Annotated in this window: 12 protein-coding genes; all 12 read left to right on the top strand. The window is 39.2% G+C overall.

Annotated features, from left to right (window positions below; genetic code table 11):
• Window positions 1–16: 16 nt before the first annotated feature.
• The 12 genes from ACIQ4I_RS02665 to pyc all read left to right on the top strand — a co-directional run bounded on the left by ACIQ4I_RS02665 (window position 17) and on the right by pyc (window position 15,563).
• Window positions 17–478 carry a GNAT family N-acetyltransferase gene (locus ACIQ4I_RS02665; protein WP_403093349.1) on the top strand — a complete coding sequence of 154 codons (462 nt, stop codon included), beginning with the start codon at window positions 17–19 and terminating at the stop codon, window positions 476–478.
• 302 nt (window positions 479–780) lie between these two features.
• The gene (locus ACIQ4I_RS02660; RefSeq protein ID WP_403092544.1) at window positions 781–1,248 is read left to right on the top strand and encodes a 2-thiouracil desulfurase family protein; all 468 of its coding nucleotides are present in this window, start codon (window positions 781–783) and stop codon (window positions 1,246–1,248) included.
• Window positions 1,249–1,835: 587 nt separating this feature from the next.
• Entirely contained in the window at window positions 1,836–2,993 is a 1,158-nt protein-coding gene (locus ACIQ4I_RS02655) for a trans-sulfuration enzyme family protein (protein ID WP_403092542.1), read from the top strand.
• Between the two features lie 81 nt (window positions 2,994–3,074).
• Entirely contained in the window at window positions 3,075–4,382 is a 1,308-nt protein-coding gene (locus ACIQ4I_RS02650; RefSeq protein WP_403092541.1) for an aminotransferase class I/II-fold pyridoxal phosphate-dependent enzyme, read from the top strand.
• Between the two features lie 82 nt (window positions 4,383–4,464).
• The gene (cuyA, locus tag ACIQ4I_RS02645) at window positions 4,465–5,460 is read left to right on the top strand and encodes a D-cysteate sulfo-lyase (RefSeq protein ID WP_403092539.1); all 996 of its coding nucleotides are present in this window, start codon (window positions 4,465–4,467) and stop codon (window positions 5,458–5,460) included.
• 197 nt (window positions 5,461–5,657) lie between these two features.
• Window positions 5,658–7,103: a sigma-54 interaction domain-containing protein gene (locus ACIQ4I_RS02640; protein ID WP_403092537.1), complete on the top strand. Its 1,446-nt coding sequence runs from the start codon at window positions 5,658–5,660 to the stop codon at window positions 7,101–7,103.
• Window positions 7,104–7,463: 360 nt separating this feature from the next.
• Window positions 7,464–8,285 (top strand): amino acid ABC transporter substrate-binding protein, encoded by an 822-nt coding sequence (locus ACIQ4I_RS02635; RefSeq protein ID WP_403092535.1) that lies wholly within the window; start codon window positions 7,464–7,466, stop codon window positions 8,283–8,285.
• 12 nt (window positions 8,286–8,297) lie between these two features.
• Window positions 8,298–8,981, top strand: a complete 684-nt coding sequence (locus ACIQ4I_RS02630) for an amino acid ABC transporter permease (protein ID WP_403092534.1) — start codon at window positions 8,298–8,300, stop codon at window positions 8,979–8,981.
• 21 nt (window positions 8,982–9,002) lie between these two features.
• Entirely contained in the window at window positions 9,003–9,746 is a 744-nt protein-coding gene (locus tag ACIQ4I_RS02625; protein ID WP_403092532.1) for an amino acid ABC transporter ATP-binding protein, read from the top strand.
• A 437-nt stretch (window positions 9,747–10,183) separates the two neighbouring features.
• A complete protein-coding gene (locus ACIQ4I_RS02620) occupies window positions 10,184–11,371 on the top strand; it encodes a MalY/PatB family protein (RefSeq protein ID WP_403092530.1) in 1,188 nt (395 codons plus the stop codon).
• 28 nt (window positions 11,372–11,399) lie between these two features.
• Window positions 11,400–11,981, top strand: a complete 582-nt coding sequence (locus ACIQ4I_RS02615; RefSeq protein ID WP_403092528.1) for a cysteine dioxygenase family protein — start codon at window positions 11,400–11,402, stop codon at window positions 11,979–11,981.
• Between the two features lie 126 nt (window positions 11,982–12,107).
• Window positions 12,108–15,563 (top strand): pyruvate carboxylase, encoded by a 3,456-nt coding sequence (gene pyc, locus ACIQ4I_RS02610; protein ID WP_403092526.1) that lies wholly within the window; start codon window positions 12,108–12,110, stop codon window positions 15,561–15,563.
• Window positions 15,564–15,586 lie beyond the last annotated feature (23 nt).

The raw sequence follows: 15,586 nt of genomic DNA, 5'->3' as shown, positions 1-15,586 counted from the left end.
TATAAGACAAGTTGAAATGGAAGATTTTGATCGAATAATGGAAATAGAACAATTAAGTTTTACACCCGAAGAAGCAGCGACAGAGGTGGCATTCGTTAATCGTATTCGTATGATTCCAGATAGCTTTTTAGTTGCAGTAGAAGAAGGAGAAATCGTTGGATTTATAAACGGCCCTGTCATGGACAATGCATACATTACCGATGATTTATTTAGTGAAACAAAAGAAAATCCAGACAATGGCGGAGTACAAAGTATTCTTGGACTAGCCGTACATCCAACTCATCGGAAAAAGGGAATTGCATCAAGATTATTATCTAATCTTGAAAAGGATGCAGCTTTGAAGAATCGTACAGCTGTGACTTTAACATGTTTAGATGCTTTAATACCTTTTTACGAAAAACATGGCTATCAAAACGATGGTGTTTCAGAATCTGCACATGGTGGAGAAGTATGGTATAACATGACAAAACGTTTGTAATTCACTAGCATTAAAACCAATAGATTTGAGCAGGGTGAATAACAGTATTCGTTTAGTAGATCCAACGGTAGAGTTAGAAGCTGATGAGTGAGAAGCAACAGATTTTGTTAGGAATTATACTCATTTTTATGGTAATTAGTTTTGTTCTTTCCGTATTTTTAGGTATTGATTCTAAATGGTTACAACTCTTTAATCTATTTATTTGTGTACTTTGGGGAAATTTATTGTTTGGAATGTTAAAAAAAACTAATGGATTTAGCGGCTGTATAAATATACTCATTTATTAGATTGAGGTGAAAACATTGATTTTAGTAAGTTCGTGTTTAGCGGGGTTAAAGGTTAGATATAACGGTACGCACAGTTTAGATAATAAAATTCAGAAACTATTGATTGAAAATAGAGCAATCACAGTTTGCCCAGAATTACTTGGAGGCTTTTTAACTCCGAGAGAGCCAGCTGAGATAATTGGCGGTGACGGTGAAGATGTCCTAAACGGAAACGCCAAAGTTGTGGAAAAATCGGGTAGAGATGTAACAGAGCTATACATAAAAGGAGCATACTTAACACTAGAAAAAGCTCTAGAGGTTGATGCAACAGTCATAGTTCTAAAAGAGTATAGTCCATCCTGTGGCAGTTCGATGATTTATAACGGTGAATTTAAAGGGAAGAAAATGGTTGGAAATGGTGTTACTACTGCATTACTAAAAAGAAACGGTTTAAGAGTAATTTCAGAAGAAAAACTTACTGATTTTTTAGACGAAATTATATAAGTAATCTTAAAATCAGTTAAATCATATTCTATTATCCCTTGAATTGCAAATTGGCAAACTACAAGCGTAGATATTGGAATATTGGAGTTTCTGGACGGGGATTCGAACCCCTTATGGGACATCGAAGGTTTCAGATAGTATAAATATGAAACAATAAGAAGATGCTTCAAACCTTAATATAACAAGGTTTGGGGCGTTTTTTAGTTTTTAAGAAATAGAAAGAATTCGAAAGAAAGAGGTGATTTTTATACAAGTTTTACACAATTTTTACACCAGGATTTATTCATCGAGTAGTTCTTTACTTGTCTGCAAAATGAAATACCATGAAGTTAGAAGGGGAGCTAAACTCCAATTTTGGAAAAGTATTATCAATATTGCTAAATTGGTAAGTTCGATCATTACTATGTTTTGCAGTGCACCTTTGCAAAAATGAAAATAATTAAAGGATTTTAATAATGAAACTGTAGATTTTATAAGGTTTTCAGAGTTGGCATGAATTTTGCATTTAAAGATTTATATACAACTAGTAGGAAGAAATAAAAAAGGCAACATTTCAGATTACTAAAATTAGGAGGAGTAAAATAATAATGAACTATTCATCAAAACTAGTAAAAGTAAATAAAGATCCAGGGCATGGCTCACATATCACCCCTGTTTATATGACTTCAACATTTGTTTTTGATAATGCAGAAGTAGGAGCACAACGCTTCGCAGGAGAAGATCCAGGATTTATGTATTCACGCCTGGGAAATCCAAATGTAAGAGAACTGGAAGAGAAGGTAGCGGCATTAGAATTTGGTGAAGGTTGTTTGGCTTTCTCATCTGGTATGGCTGCCATTACTGGTTGCCTTTTGGGTATTTTGCAGGCAGGGGATCACGTTGTTGCACATACAGCGTTGTATGGGGCGACACACGCCTTTCTAACCAAAACGGTAAAGAAATTTGGAATTGATGTAACATTTGTACCGTTTAAGACAGGGGATGAGCTTGAACCACACATTACAGATAAAACGAAAGTGGTATACTTTGAAACTCCTTCCAATCCTACGCTTTCCTTAGTGGATATGAAGAGTGTAGCGTCGATCGCTAAGCAAAAGGGTATCTTGACTGTTGTTGATAATACATTTTTATCCCCATATTTGCAAAATCCTATTCTATGCGGCATTGATATTGTCGTCCATAGTGCAACAAAATATTTGTCAGGTCATGGATATCTTATTGGCGGACTAGTGATTTCCAGCAAGGAAATTATTGATCCGATGAGAAAAGAAGTGCAGAAGACTATGGGAGCTAATTTGGCCCCTATGGATGCCTGGCTTCTCTGTCAAGGGATACGTACATTGCACATTCGCATGGATCGCTCACAAGAAAATGCTCAAATTTTGGCTGAACGCTTGGAAAAACATAAGGCTGTAGAGAAGGTTTACTTTCCAGGACTAGCAAGTTTTGAAGACAAAAATATCATGGAGAAACAAATGAAAGGTCCTGGAGCAATGATTTCTTTTGTCTTGAAGGGGGGATACGAAACAGGTGTTAAACTGATGAATTCAGTGAAACTGAGTACGTTAGCAGTTTCCCTTGGTGATGTAGGTACATTAATTCAACATCCAGCTTCAATGACACATGCGATCATCCCTAAAGAAGAAAGAGAAAAAGCAGGTCTCTATGATGGACTCGTTCGTTTTTCGGTTGGAATTGAAGATGTAGAAGATATATGGATGGATCTTGAAATGGGATTAGAATAGCGGTAAGGCTTAAGGAATTTGTTGAGTGTTAAGGTTAAATTTGAACTGGAAAAATCTAATTAGAAAAAGAGGGTGTGTACAATGCTAAACCCATTGGCATTAGAATTAAATCATGTTATTGAAGAACGAAATAAACCAGTATATGAGATGTTTTCATTGTTAGGGAAATCCTTGTATTTCCCAAAAGGGATTGTCAGCCAAGCTGGTGAGGCAAGGGGGAAAGGAGACCGATTCAATGCAACAATCGGGATGGCTTATGAGGGTGGACAACCCATGTATATTGATGTAATTCATAAAAACCTCTCCTCATTTAATCCGAAAGACCTGTATCCGTATGCACCACCCACGGGAAAACCGGAGTTGCGTGAGGTTTGGAGAAAAAAGCTTCTAAAGGATAATCCATCCCTTGAAGGAATGGAATTTGGTACCCCGATTGTGACGAATGGGCTGACCCATGGCTTGAGTATCGTATCCGACTTGTTTGTGGAAAAAAGCGATTCGATAATTCTGCCGGATAAGTATTGGGATAACTATCACATACTTTTCAACATCCGCCACGACTGTGGGACCGTGACCTACCCTTTATTTACGAAAGCAAACAAATTTAATGTAGAAGGGTTGCTGGATGCCCTTTTATCCTGCAAAAATGGTAAAGCGATTCTTGTACTTAATTTTCCGAATAATCCTACCGGGTATACTCCTACGGAGAAAGAGGCAGAAGGAATTCTTGATGCCATCAAGAAGGCAGCGGATCTAGGGGTTAATATTGTTGCTGTTATGGACGATGCTTATTTTGGATTATATTACGAAGATTCAATCAAGGAATCTATATTCGCTCGTTTAGTAGGATTACACCCGCGTGTCCTCCCCATTAAAATTGATGGGGCAACGAAAGAAGAGTATGCTTGGGGTTTTCGTGTTGGATTTCTCACGTTTGGAATTCAGGATCCTCTGGTATTAGAAGCGTTGGAGCAAAAGACGATGGGTTCCATTCGAAGTACCATCTCATGCAGTCCGCACCTTTCCCAAACAATCATTTTGGATGCCTTGTTACATCCTGAATTTGATATGCAACGCAAGTTGAGAAATAATGTAATGGAAGACAGGGCCAAACGAGTCAAAGAAATCTTAGCGGACGGGAAATATGCGGATGAATTTGAACCTTATCCATTCAACTCTGGATATTTCGTATGCCTTCGTATAAAGCATTCTGATGCTGAAACACTTAGAATCCACTTGCTCAATCAGTACGGCGTGGGTACCATCTCCCTTGCCAAGACAGACCTTCGGATTGCATTTTCTTGTGTCGAATTAAAGGATCTAGACCTCCTTTTTGAACTTATCTATCAGTCTTGTAAAGAATTAAATCAATGTTATATAAAGCAATGATATTTCAGAAGGTTTTCCATCATTCTTTTCGTCCATTTAAATATATCTAGCCTTTAACAGAGGCTACAGAAGGAGATTTTATATGAATTTAGCACAATTCCCTAGAAAACGATATACAACCGCCTATACACCCATTGAAAAATTAACCCATTTATCCGAGGTTCTTGGAGGTCCTTCCATCTATATGAAACGGGATGATTTACTTGGGCTGACGGCTGGTGGAAATAAAACAAGAAAGCTAGAATTCCTTGTTGCAGATGCAATGGAAAAAGGTGCGGATACATTAATTACCTGTGGAGGCATTCAATCCAATCATTGCCGTTTGACGCTGGCCGCATCGGTAAAAGAGAAAATGAAGTGCATTCTTGTATTGGAAGAGGGGCTTTTATCCGAATCTGATCCGGATTTTAATGGGAACTATTTTCTTTATCATTTATTGGGAGCTGAAAAAGTCAAGGTTGTACCGAATGGGACAGACTTGATGAAAGAAATGCAGAAAGTAGCGGAAGATGTAACGGAAGAAGGACATACACCTTATATCATTCCGGTTGGGGGATCGAATCGTATTGGGGCAACAGGATATGCTGCGTGCGCTCAGGAGATTTTGGCACAAACCTTTGATCAAGGAGTCTCCATGAATGCTGTTGTTTGTGTAAGCGGCAGTGGAGGAATGCATGCAGGTTTGGTGACGGGCTTTTATGGAAACCGAACTAATATACCGATAATTGGAATAAACGTAAGCAGAGGTAAGGCAGAACAAGAAGAGAAAGTTTATCAGCTTGTTAAAGAAACTTCAGCACATATTGGAATCCCAAGTTCAATCCCTCGTGAGGCTATTATGTGTTTTGATGATTATGTTGGACCAGGGTATGCTTTACCTACGCCTGAAATGGTGGAGGCGGTCAAGCTCATGGCAAGAACGGAAGGGATATTGCTGGATCCGGTCTATACTGGTAAAGCTGCGGCGGGACTCATTGATTTAATCCAGAAAGGCTTCTTTAAGCCTGAAGATAATATCCTATTTGTGCATTCTGGAGGATCCACAGCGTTATATGCAAAAACTTCGCTCTTTCATTGATGTTTTAGTTACTCAAGCGTCTGAAAATTTTATCAACTTCCTGAAAAGTATTTTCATTATTGCGAAATTTAGTATAATCATTTATATAACGAAAAAACAAAAAAAGTTTTTGGGATTTAAAGTTGGCTTGAAAATTGCGTAGAGAAATATCACAAGAAAAAATTTAAAAGCACTTGAAGCTCGTAGGAGGAGAAAATGTGAGAGGGATCACTCAAAATCAGGAATTTATTCAAATATTCTCAGAAAACCTTACAGCGGTACTTGGTTTTGATATAACCATACTTGATCGAAAAGGTAATCGGGTTAGTGGAACAGGAAGTTATCAACATCAAATTGGCAAACCCGCACCTGATGGCTCCTTGTTGCGGGCTGTAATGAAGACTGGCAGACCCGATATGACCTATGATGTCATTAAAAATGATTCCCATTGTATGAACTGTAAATTTTTTAAGGAATGTAAAGAGACAGCAACTATTGGTTTTCCAATCGTCAAGGGAAGTGAAACATTAGGAGCCATTGGGCTCATGGGCTTTTCGATAGAACAAAAAGAAAAGATGATCGAAAATGCAGAATCACTCAAGAAATTTCTTCAGCATCTAAGTCTTGTAGTTGAATCCCAGTTAATTTCGCAGAATGGTAGATTCCAAGGACAATGCCATTTATACGAAGATACTTTAAATACAAATAAAGTCATTACCTTTGAAAACTTAAGCAGCAAAAATGAGGATATGAAAGATGTGATACGTAAAGCCAAGCGTATCGTAAATAGCACGGCAAATGTTTTAATTAGAGGAGGGACGGGAACGGGGAAAGAGGTATTGGCAAAGGCCATTCATTATGAAGGGAATCGGAATATCCACCCCTTTGTTGCGGTTAATTGTGCCGCAATACCGGAGAGTTTAATAGAAAGTGAATTATTTGGCTATGTAGGTGGGGCTTTTACCGGGGCAAGCAGGGAAGGAAAAGCAGGGAAATTTGAGCTGGCGAATAATGGAACCCTCTTTCTTGATGAAATAGGAGATCTTCCTCTTTCCCTGCAGCCTAAACTTCTCAGGGTATTACAGGAAAGACAGATTGAAAGAGTCGGAGGAATCAAATCACTGCCTGTAAATGTTCGTGTGATAACGGCAACACATCGCAATTTAGAAGAAATGGTTCAAAAAGGTACTTTCCGTGAGGATTTATATTATCGAATCAATGTGATCCCGCTGGATACAAAGTTATTGAAGGATAGGAGGGACGACATTCCCTTCTTTCTCCAGTACTTCATTTGTAAGTATTGTTCGAACTTAAGTCGCCCGTACTTAACGATGGATCCGCAATTAGAACAATGGCTAATCCAATATGATTGGCCCGGGAATATTAGACAGCTGGAAAATGTTGTGGAGTATATGGTGAATATGGCAGAATCGGATGTACTTTTCTTTCATGATCTTCCGGATTATTTGTACCAATTTCTATCACCTATTCATACCGGCGGGTTAAGTTTAGATGAGATGGTGGCCGAATATGAAAAATCCATTATCCAAAGTTTCTTCCTAGGTGGTCAAGATAGAAAAGAAAAAGAAAAAGTAGCGGAAGAATTGAAAATTAGTTTATCGACACTTTATCGTAAGCTAGAACGATATAATCTAAAAGTTTGATTACTTTATAAAAGATTGCAAATTTAATTTGCAATCTTTTTTCGTCTTAACTTGGAATATTTCTATTAATTAGAAATATTTTTTTCGAATTTGGGAACCGAAAAACAGTACGGAGCGGTAGGTCTTTACTATATTCTTCGCGGAAATAGGAATTTCTCAACTCGTTCGATGGTAGGAATGTTGAATTAACAAGGATTTAATTTTGGCATGACTCTTGCATTATAAGTAAACGAAAAGAAGGAGGTGGTGTCCATTTGAAAGTATAGTTAAAGTTTTCTGAATATTAAAACTATACAGAAAAGTAAAGTTGGAATTTTACAAATCATCCATTCTATTAAAAATTTTAGGGGGGAATTATTTATGAAAAAGAGTTTTATCATCATCGCTTTTTCGATACTGGTAGTATTTGTATTATCTGCATGCGGAAATTCCGAAACGCAGACAGCAAGTCAACCAGGCAAAAAGGCAGATGAGAGTAAGAATTTGCTAGAGCAAATTAAATCGAGTGGGGCCATTAAAATTGGTACAGAAGGAACCTTTGCACCTTTTAGCTACCATGATTCTTCAGGGAAGTTAACCGGTTTTGATGTTGAAATCGCGGAGGAAATTGCAAAAAGACTTGGCGTAAAACCAGAATTCATTGAAACCCAATGGGACGGTATGTTCGCAGGACTCGATTCAAAGCGGTTCGATATTATTGCCAATAATGTAGGAATTACTCCTGACCGCCAAAAAAAATACGATTTTTCCGAGCCGTATATTTTGTCAAAACCTTTCTTAATTGTTCACAAGGACAATAATACGATTAAAAAATTTGAAGATTTGAAAGGGAAAAAATCAGGTCAGACATTAACTAGTAACTATAAAGATATAGCAGCATCTTATGGTGCTGAGATCGTTGGAGTAGAAGGTTTTAATCAATCCATGGATTTATTACTTTCAAAACGTGCGGATGCAGTTGTAAATGACGGACTATCCTTCCTGGATTTCAAAAAGCAAAGACCTGATGCACCGGTTAAATCTGTAGCAGAACTTGATGAGCCGGCAATAATGGGAATCATGATGAGAAAAGGGAATAAAGAACTGGTAGAGGCTATAAATAAAGCGCTTTCCGACATGATGAAGGATGGTAAATATTTAAGTATTTCAAAAAAATACTTTGGAAAAGATGTTTCAAAATAGGGAGGGGTCTACATGTTTGCTGATGAAAGAATGGATCGAATTGTTGACATCATTGTAAATTCCTTTTTACCGATGTTAAAAGCTGGGGTTGCGTTTACAGTTCCATTGACATTAATATCCTTTTTTCTGGGCCTCCTTCTCGCTTTACTTACGGCATTAGCCCGAATCTCGGGAATTAAACTTCTTGACGGTATTGCAAGATTTTATGTGTGGGTGATTAGAGGAACACCGCTGCTTGTTCAGTTGTTTATCATTTTCTATGGCCTTCCGAGTATAGGCATCACGATTAGCCCCCTTCCTGCAGCGATTATCGGTTTTACGATTAGTGTTGGCGCCTATAATTCAGAGATTATTCGTGCGGCAATACTCTCCATACCTAAAGGTCAATGGGAGGCAGCTTATTCTATTGGAATGAGCTATCCGCAGTCATTAAAAAGAATTATTCTCCCTCAGGCGACAAGGGTATCTGTGCCGCCTTTGGCAAACAGTTTTATTAGCTTGGTAAAGGATACATCGTTGGCCGCTACCATTACGGTGACTGAAATGTTTAGAGTTGCTCAGCAAATTACCGCAACAACCTATGAACCATTAATACTCTATTGTCTAGCGGGATTTATTTATTTGATTTTCAGTACTGTTCTTTCTAACGCTCAAGGACGTATGGAAAAACGACTTGATCGTTATGTTGTGAGCTAATTTGATAGGGGGGAATATTACATGATTGAAATAAAGAACCTTCATAAACAATTTGGAGAAACAGAGGTTTTAAAGGGAATCGATCTAAAAATTGAGGAAGGCAATACAGTTTGTATAATTGGGCCTTCTGGTTCAGGGAAAACAACTTTGTTACGTTGTCTGAATTTATTGGAAGCGCCTACAAAAGGGACCATTAAGCTCGGAAAGTTTTCTATGGATTTTCAGGAAAAAAAACCAGTTCCAAAAGATCAAGTGATTAAATTCCGTCAACAAACAGGTATGGTTTTCCAAGGTTACAATTTGTTCCCTCACATGACTGCACTTGAAAATGTTATGGAAGGTCTTGTTTACGTTCGTAAACAAGACAAGGACGCCTCTCGTACGAAGGCTCTTCAATTGCTGGAAAAAGTAGGATTATCGGAAAGGGCAAACCACTATCCATCCCAGCTATCCGGTGGACAACAGCAACGTGTAGGAATCGCACGTGCGATGGCAATGGAACCTGAAGTCCTGCTTTTTGATGAACCTACTTCCGCGTTAGATCCTGAGTTAGTAGGTGAGGTTCTAAAGGTCATGAAGGAACTTGCAAAAGAAGGAATGACCATGGTTATAGTGACACATGAAATGAATTTTGCACGTGAAGCAGCGGATAAAGTCGTATTTATTGATAAAGGTGTAATCGTTGAAGAAGGAACACCTCAACAAATTTTTGAACATACAGGGAATGAACGGACATTACAATTTCTCAATAAACTTTGTTCATAGGTAAGGGAATCTGTATTTTCATAGGTGGTATTAGGCTAATTTTTTAGTCTCTAGTTTTGCCTAAATCACCTATGAGACCTTTACGAACGTACATAAGTTTCTTCTTTAGGCTTCTTGTCAGAACGAATTGAAAGAGTTATCGTATTATTTTTTTGCATCTTATACTCAAGTTGCGCCTTGCATGCGATGACGTTCCCCGGATATCCTACCTTTCCTTTTATGTACAAGGAAGGTTTTTTATCGGATGTGAGATAAATTTTTTCACATTTGCAAAAATTCTAGTAAAAGTAATGGGTTATTCCAATGACAGAAAATGATCAAACAGTGTTGTATCAAAAAAAATCAACCCAATTCCAGGTTGATTAAGGGAAGTTTTTGTTTTGGCATGATTTTTGCAATGAAGTTTGGTGTAAGGGTTACTAGTTAGGGGGAGCGAGATGAATTACAACTTCGATCAGGAAATTAACCGGATGAAAACGGCTTGCGATAAGTGGGATGGTCTTGAGACACGTTTTGGTGTGAATGATGTCCTGCCAATGTGGGTGGCCGACATGGACTTTAAGGCACCACCTGCTGTTATTGATGCCTTAAAGGAAAGGGTAGAACATGGGATATATGGTTACACCTATCACCCGAGCTCGTATTTTGAAACCATTGTTAATTGGGTGTCACGAAGGCATCAATGGTCAATTAAAAAGGAATGGATCACCCATAGCCCTGGCGTTATTCCGGCTTTGGCATTACTCCTGCGTTCATTAACACAGCAGGGTGATAAGATCATCGTTCAATCACCGGTCTACCACCAGTTTTCCCGAGTGATTGAATCACATGGACGTACGGTTTTGAACAACCCTCTTTCCTTCAAGGATGGACGTTACACGATGGATTTTGCAGATTTAGATGCTCAGATTGATCCTTCAGTAAAAATGTTAATCCTTTGCAGCCCGCATAATCCCGTGGGGAGGGTATGGAGACAAGAAGAGCTTATACGTCTTGGGGAAATCTGTATTAAAAATAATATTTTGATTGTTTCGGACGAAATTCATTTTGATCTCGTCTACAACGAGTATAAACACATACCAATCGCTTCGATTTCAGAAGCGCTAGCTCAACAGACCATTACATGTTTTTCGCCAAGTAAGACTTTTAATATTTGGGGAGTACAAACCTCTGTTGTCATTATTTCAAATCGTGATTTGAGAGAACGTTATAATCGTGAAATCAACAGTATGGCGATTGGATGGGCAAGCCCATTTGGCATAGCAGCTTTGGAAAGTGCCTATCGATTCGGGGAAGAATGGCTGGATCAGCTGATGGATTATTTAAAAGGAAATGTTGATTTTGTTGAATCATATTTGAAAAATAATATCCCTCAAATCAAACTTATCGAACCGGAGGGGACTTACCTGTTATGGCTGGATTTCCGGGAACTTGGATTTAATATGGAAGAATTAGATCAGTTTATGCTACAAAAAGCAAGATTGGCCTTGAATGAAGGTCACATTTTTGGTCAAGGGGGAGAAGGATTTATGAGAATGAATATTGCATGTCCCCGCACTACTATGGAAAAAGCTCTGGTTCAGTTAGAGGAAGCGGTTAAGCAACTTTCCCCTACAGGAAAGTAAAACATCAGAATATTGAGGAGGAATTAGGATGGATTGCAAGAATGAATATGATTTCAAAAATTTTGTTCATGATATGACGGTTATGGTGGAACAGATTCAGAATGAAGACGAATGTGTTGTAGAGGCGGAAAAGTTAGTTGGTAAATTAATTCAATCCCAATCATGGCTTCCTGCTGAGAAAAGAAGACCAAGTGATGAAGGATACTCGCGGCATCCGCTGTATTGTGATCCAAAGGATCGCTTCGAAGTGATCGCACTTGTCTGGAAGCCAGGCCAGAAGACCACTCTTCATGATCACGATGATACATGGGGAGCAGAAGGAGTTGTCGCGGGTCAGGTCAAAGTGACGAATTATATACGATTAGAGGAATTATCAGGAGGGAAAATCGTTAAGTTACAGCATACGGATTCCATCGTTATAAACGAGCAGAATACAGGAAAGTTATTGCCTCCCGCAGACTGTCATATCCTTGAAGGGGTAGGCGATAAACCGGCTATTACGATACATGTTTATGGAAAACAATTGAGGAAATTTCGGGTATTCTCTCCTTTAGAAGAAGAAGGACTATATCTTGCAGAAGAAAAGCAGATTGAATACTCACCTTCTTAGAATCAATTAAATAGTGAAAGTGTGGTCCGGTCTGTCACTTAGACGTTCAGGACTCATGAACATAGAGGTCAAGATAAAAAACATTGATTCCTTTCGGTTTTTTATCCTTGAAAGGGGGAGTTAAAAATGGATCAAATGACTCGAAAAATTAAAAAAGTATTAGTGGCAAACCGAGGAGAAATTGCGATTCGCATTTTTCGCGCATGTACAGAACTAAATATACGTACGGTAGCCATTTATTCAAATGAAGATGCAGGATCTTTTCATCGCTACAAAGCGGATGAGGCTTATTTAATCGGAAAAGGGAAAAAACCTATTGAAGCCTATTTAGATATTGAAGGAATCATAGAATTGGCTAAAATACATGAGGTAGATGCCATTCATCCAGGATATGGGTTTTTGTCGGAAAATATTCAATTCGCCAAACGTTGTGAAGAAGAGGGAATAATCTTTATTGGTCCACAATCAAGGCATCTTGATATGTTTGGTGATAAGGTAAAAGCTCGTTATCAAGCGATTCAAGCTAATATTCCCGTGATCCCCGGGAGCGATGGCCCAATTTCAAGTCTGGAAGAGGCGGAAAAGTTTGGTCGAGAACATGGTTATCCCCTTATGATCAAAGCCGCATTAGGTGGAGGCGGCCGCGGCATGCGGATCGTTCGAAGTGCAGATGAAATAAAAGAATTATTTGAACGTGCCAAGTCTGAAGCGAAGGCTGCGTTCGGTAATGATGAGGTCTATATTGAAAAATGTATTGAAAACCCCAAGCATATTGAAGTACAAATTTTGGGTGATCAGGACGGCAACATCATCCATTTATATGAACGTGACTGCTCGATCCAGCGCCGACATCAAAAGGTAGTGGAAATCGCACCGAGTGTTACTTTAACCGAAACATTGCGCAATCAAATCTGCGATGCAGCTATTCAATTAATGATAAACGTTGGCTACCAAAATGCCGGAACCGTAGAGTTCCTTGTGTCAGGCGATACGTTTTATTTCATTGAAGTCAATCCACGGGTACAGGTAGAGCATACGATTACCGAAATGGTTACAGGGATTGATATTGTTCAGGCACAAATTCTCATTGCGGATGGATACTCCTTGCATAGTAATGAAATTGGCATTCCTCCTCAGGAAGACATACAAATCAATGGTTTTGCGATTCAATCACGCGTAACGACAGAAGACCCAATCAACCAGTTTATGCCGGACACTGGGAGAATTATGGCATTCCGTTCAGGTGGCGGGTTTGGTGTTCGTATTGATGCTGGAAATGGGTTTCAAGGGGCCGTCATTACTCCTTTTTATGATTCATTACTCGTAAAAGTGACGACATGGGCAGATACGTTTGAGAAAGCGGCTTCTAAAATGCTGCGTAACCTTCGGGAATTTCGTATTCGTGGGATTAAAACGAACCTTCCCTTTTTAGAAAATGTGGTAAAGCATGAAAAGTTTTTAAAGGGCGACTTTGACACATCCTTTATTGATACAACACCAGATTTATTCTTATTTCCAAAAAGCAAGGACCGCGGTACAAAATTGCTGACCTATATCGGGAATGTTACAGTAAATGGGTTCCCTGGCATCGGTAAAAAGAAGAAGACTGTATTTACAAAACCCTCCATACCTAAAACCATATGCAGAGAGCCCGTTCCATCTGGTACGAAACAAATTTTAGATGCTGAAGGTGCTGACGGTGTCGTCAAGTGGATTAAGGAACAAAAAGAAGTATTGTTAACCGATACGACCTTCCGTGATGCTCACCAATCCCTGCTGGCAACCCGCATGCGGACCAATGATTTAGTAAGGATTGCAGAGCCGACAGCTCGCTTAACCCCTGAACTTTTTTCGGTAGAAATGTGGGGTGGTGCCACATTTGATGTTTCGTATCGATTTTTAAATGAAGATCCTTGGGATCGATTATCCCAATTACGTAAAAAAATGCCCAATCTATTATTCCAAATGCTCCTTCGTTCTTCAAATGCGGTTGGTTATAAAAACTATCCGGACAATGTAATTAAAACATTCGTTGAAGAATCAGCCGAAGCCGGGATTGACGTGTTCCGGATTTTCGATAGTTTAAACTGGGTGCAGGGAATGACATTGGCTATTGACACTGTTAGAAAAAGCGGTAAGATCGCCGAAGCTGCCATGTGTTATACAGGAGACATATTAGATCCGACGAGAAGAAAATATGACTTGAACTACTACAAGCAGCTGGCCAAAGAACTCGAGGCATCGGGTGCTCATATTTTAGGAATTAAGGACATGGCTGGATTATTAAAACCACAGGCAGCATATGAGTTAATCTCCGCTTTAAAGGAAACAGTCGGTATCCCGGTTCATCTGCATAGCCATGATACAAGCGGTAACGGAATTTTCATGTATGCAAAAGCCATTGAGGCTGGTGTGGATATTGTCGATGTGGCCGTCAGTTCCATGGCGGGGCTAACCTCCCAGCCGAGCGCCAACTCCCTTTATTATGCCCTGAATGGCTATGAACGCAGACCGAATATCGATATTCTGGGTCTGGAACAACTCTCAACTTATTGGGAAGACGTTCGCAAATACTATCAACCTTTTGAAAGTGGTATGAATTCCCCTCATACAGAAGTTTACGTACATGAAATGCCAGGAGGCCAATATAGTAATCTGCAGCAACAGGCCAAAGCAGTAGGTTTGGGCGATCGGTGGGATGAAGTGAAAGAGATGTATTCAAGAGTGAATCATTTGTTTGGTGATCTCGTCAAAGTCACCCCTTCTTCAAAAGTAGTCGGCGATATGGCTCTTTATATGGTCCAAAACAACTTGACTGAGGAAGAAGTATACGGGCGAGGTGAAACATTGGACTTTCCGGATTCGGTGATTGAACTGTTCGAAGGTTACTTGGGCCAGCCATATGAAGGCTTTCCGAAAGAACTTCAACATATTATTCTAAAGGGAAGAGAACCTATTACCGTTCGCCCGGGGGAACTGCTGGAGAATGTTGATTTCCAACAAATAAAAGAAACACTTTGCCATACGCTCAACCGCCCTGTTACGAGTCATGAAATAATTGCTTATGCCTTATATCCAAAAGTCTTTATGGACTATCATAAGATTGTTGAACAATATGGAAATGTATCAGTACTAGATACTCCTACTTTCTTATACGGGATGCGTCTTGGGGAACAAATCGAGGTGGAAATTGAAAAAGGGAAAACGTTGATCGTCAAACTGGTCTCCATTGGACAGGCACAACTAGACGGCACACGTACGGTGTACTTTGAACTAAACGGCCAATCCCGTGAAGTCATCATTAAGGATAACAGTATTAAGACAACCGTTGCATCAAGATTGAAGGCTGATTCAGCCAATTCGAACCATTTAGGTGCTACTATGCCCGGTACAGTTATCAAAGTACTAGCCCAAAAAGGAGAAAAAGTATCGAAAGGTGATCATCTAATCATTACAGAAGCCATGAAGATGGAGACCACCATTCAAGCTCCATTCGACGGAATTATCAGAAATATCTATGTATTAAATGGAGAAGGTATCCAACCAGGAGACCTACTTATTGATTTGTCAAATCATGAATAAGCCCAATTGTATTTAATCGAATA

The sequence above is a fragment of the Rummeliibacillus sp. NPDC094406 genome, assembly GCF_044763875.1.
In the GTDB taxonomy this organism is placed as follows: Bacteria; Bacillota; Bacilli; order Bacillales_A; family Planococcaceae; genus Rummeliibacillus.
Note: the sequence above shows the minus strand (reverse complement) of the source record. Positions and strands in the feature narration are given on the sequence as shown.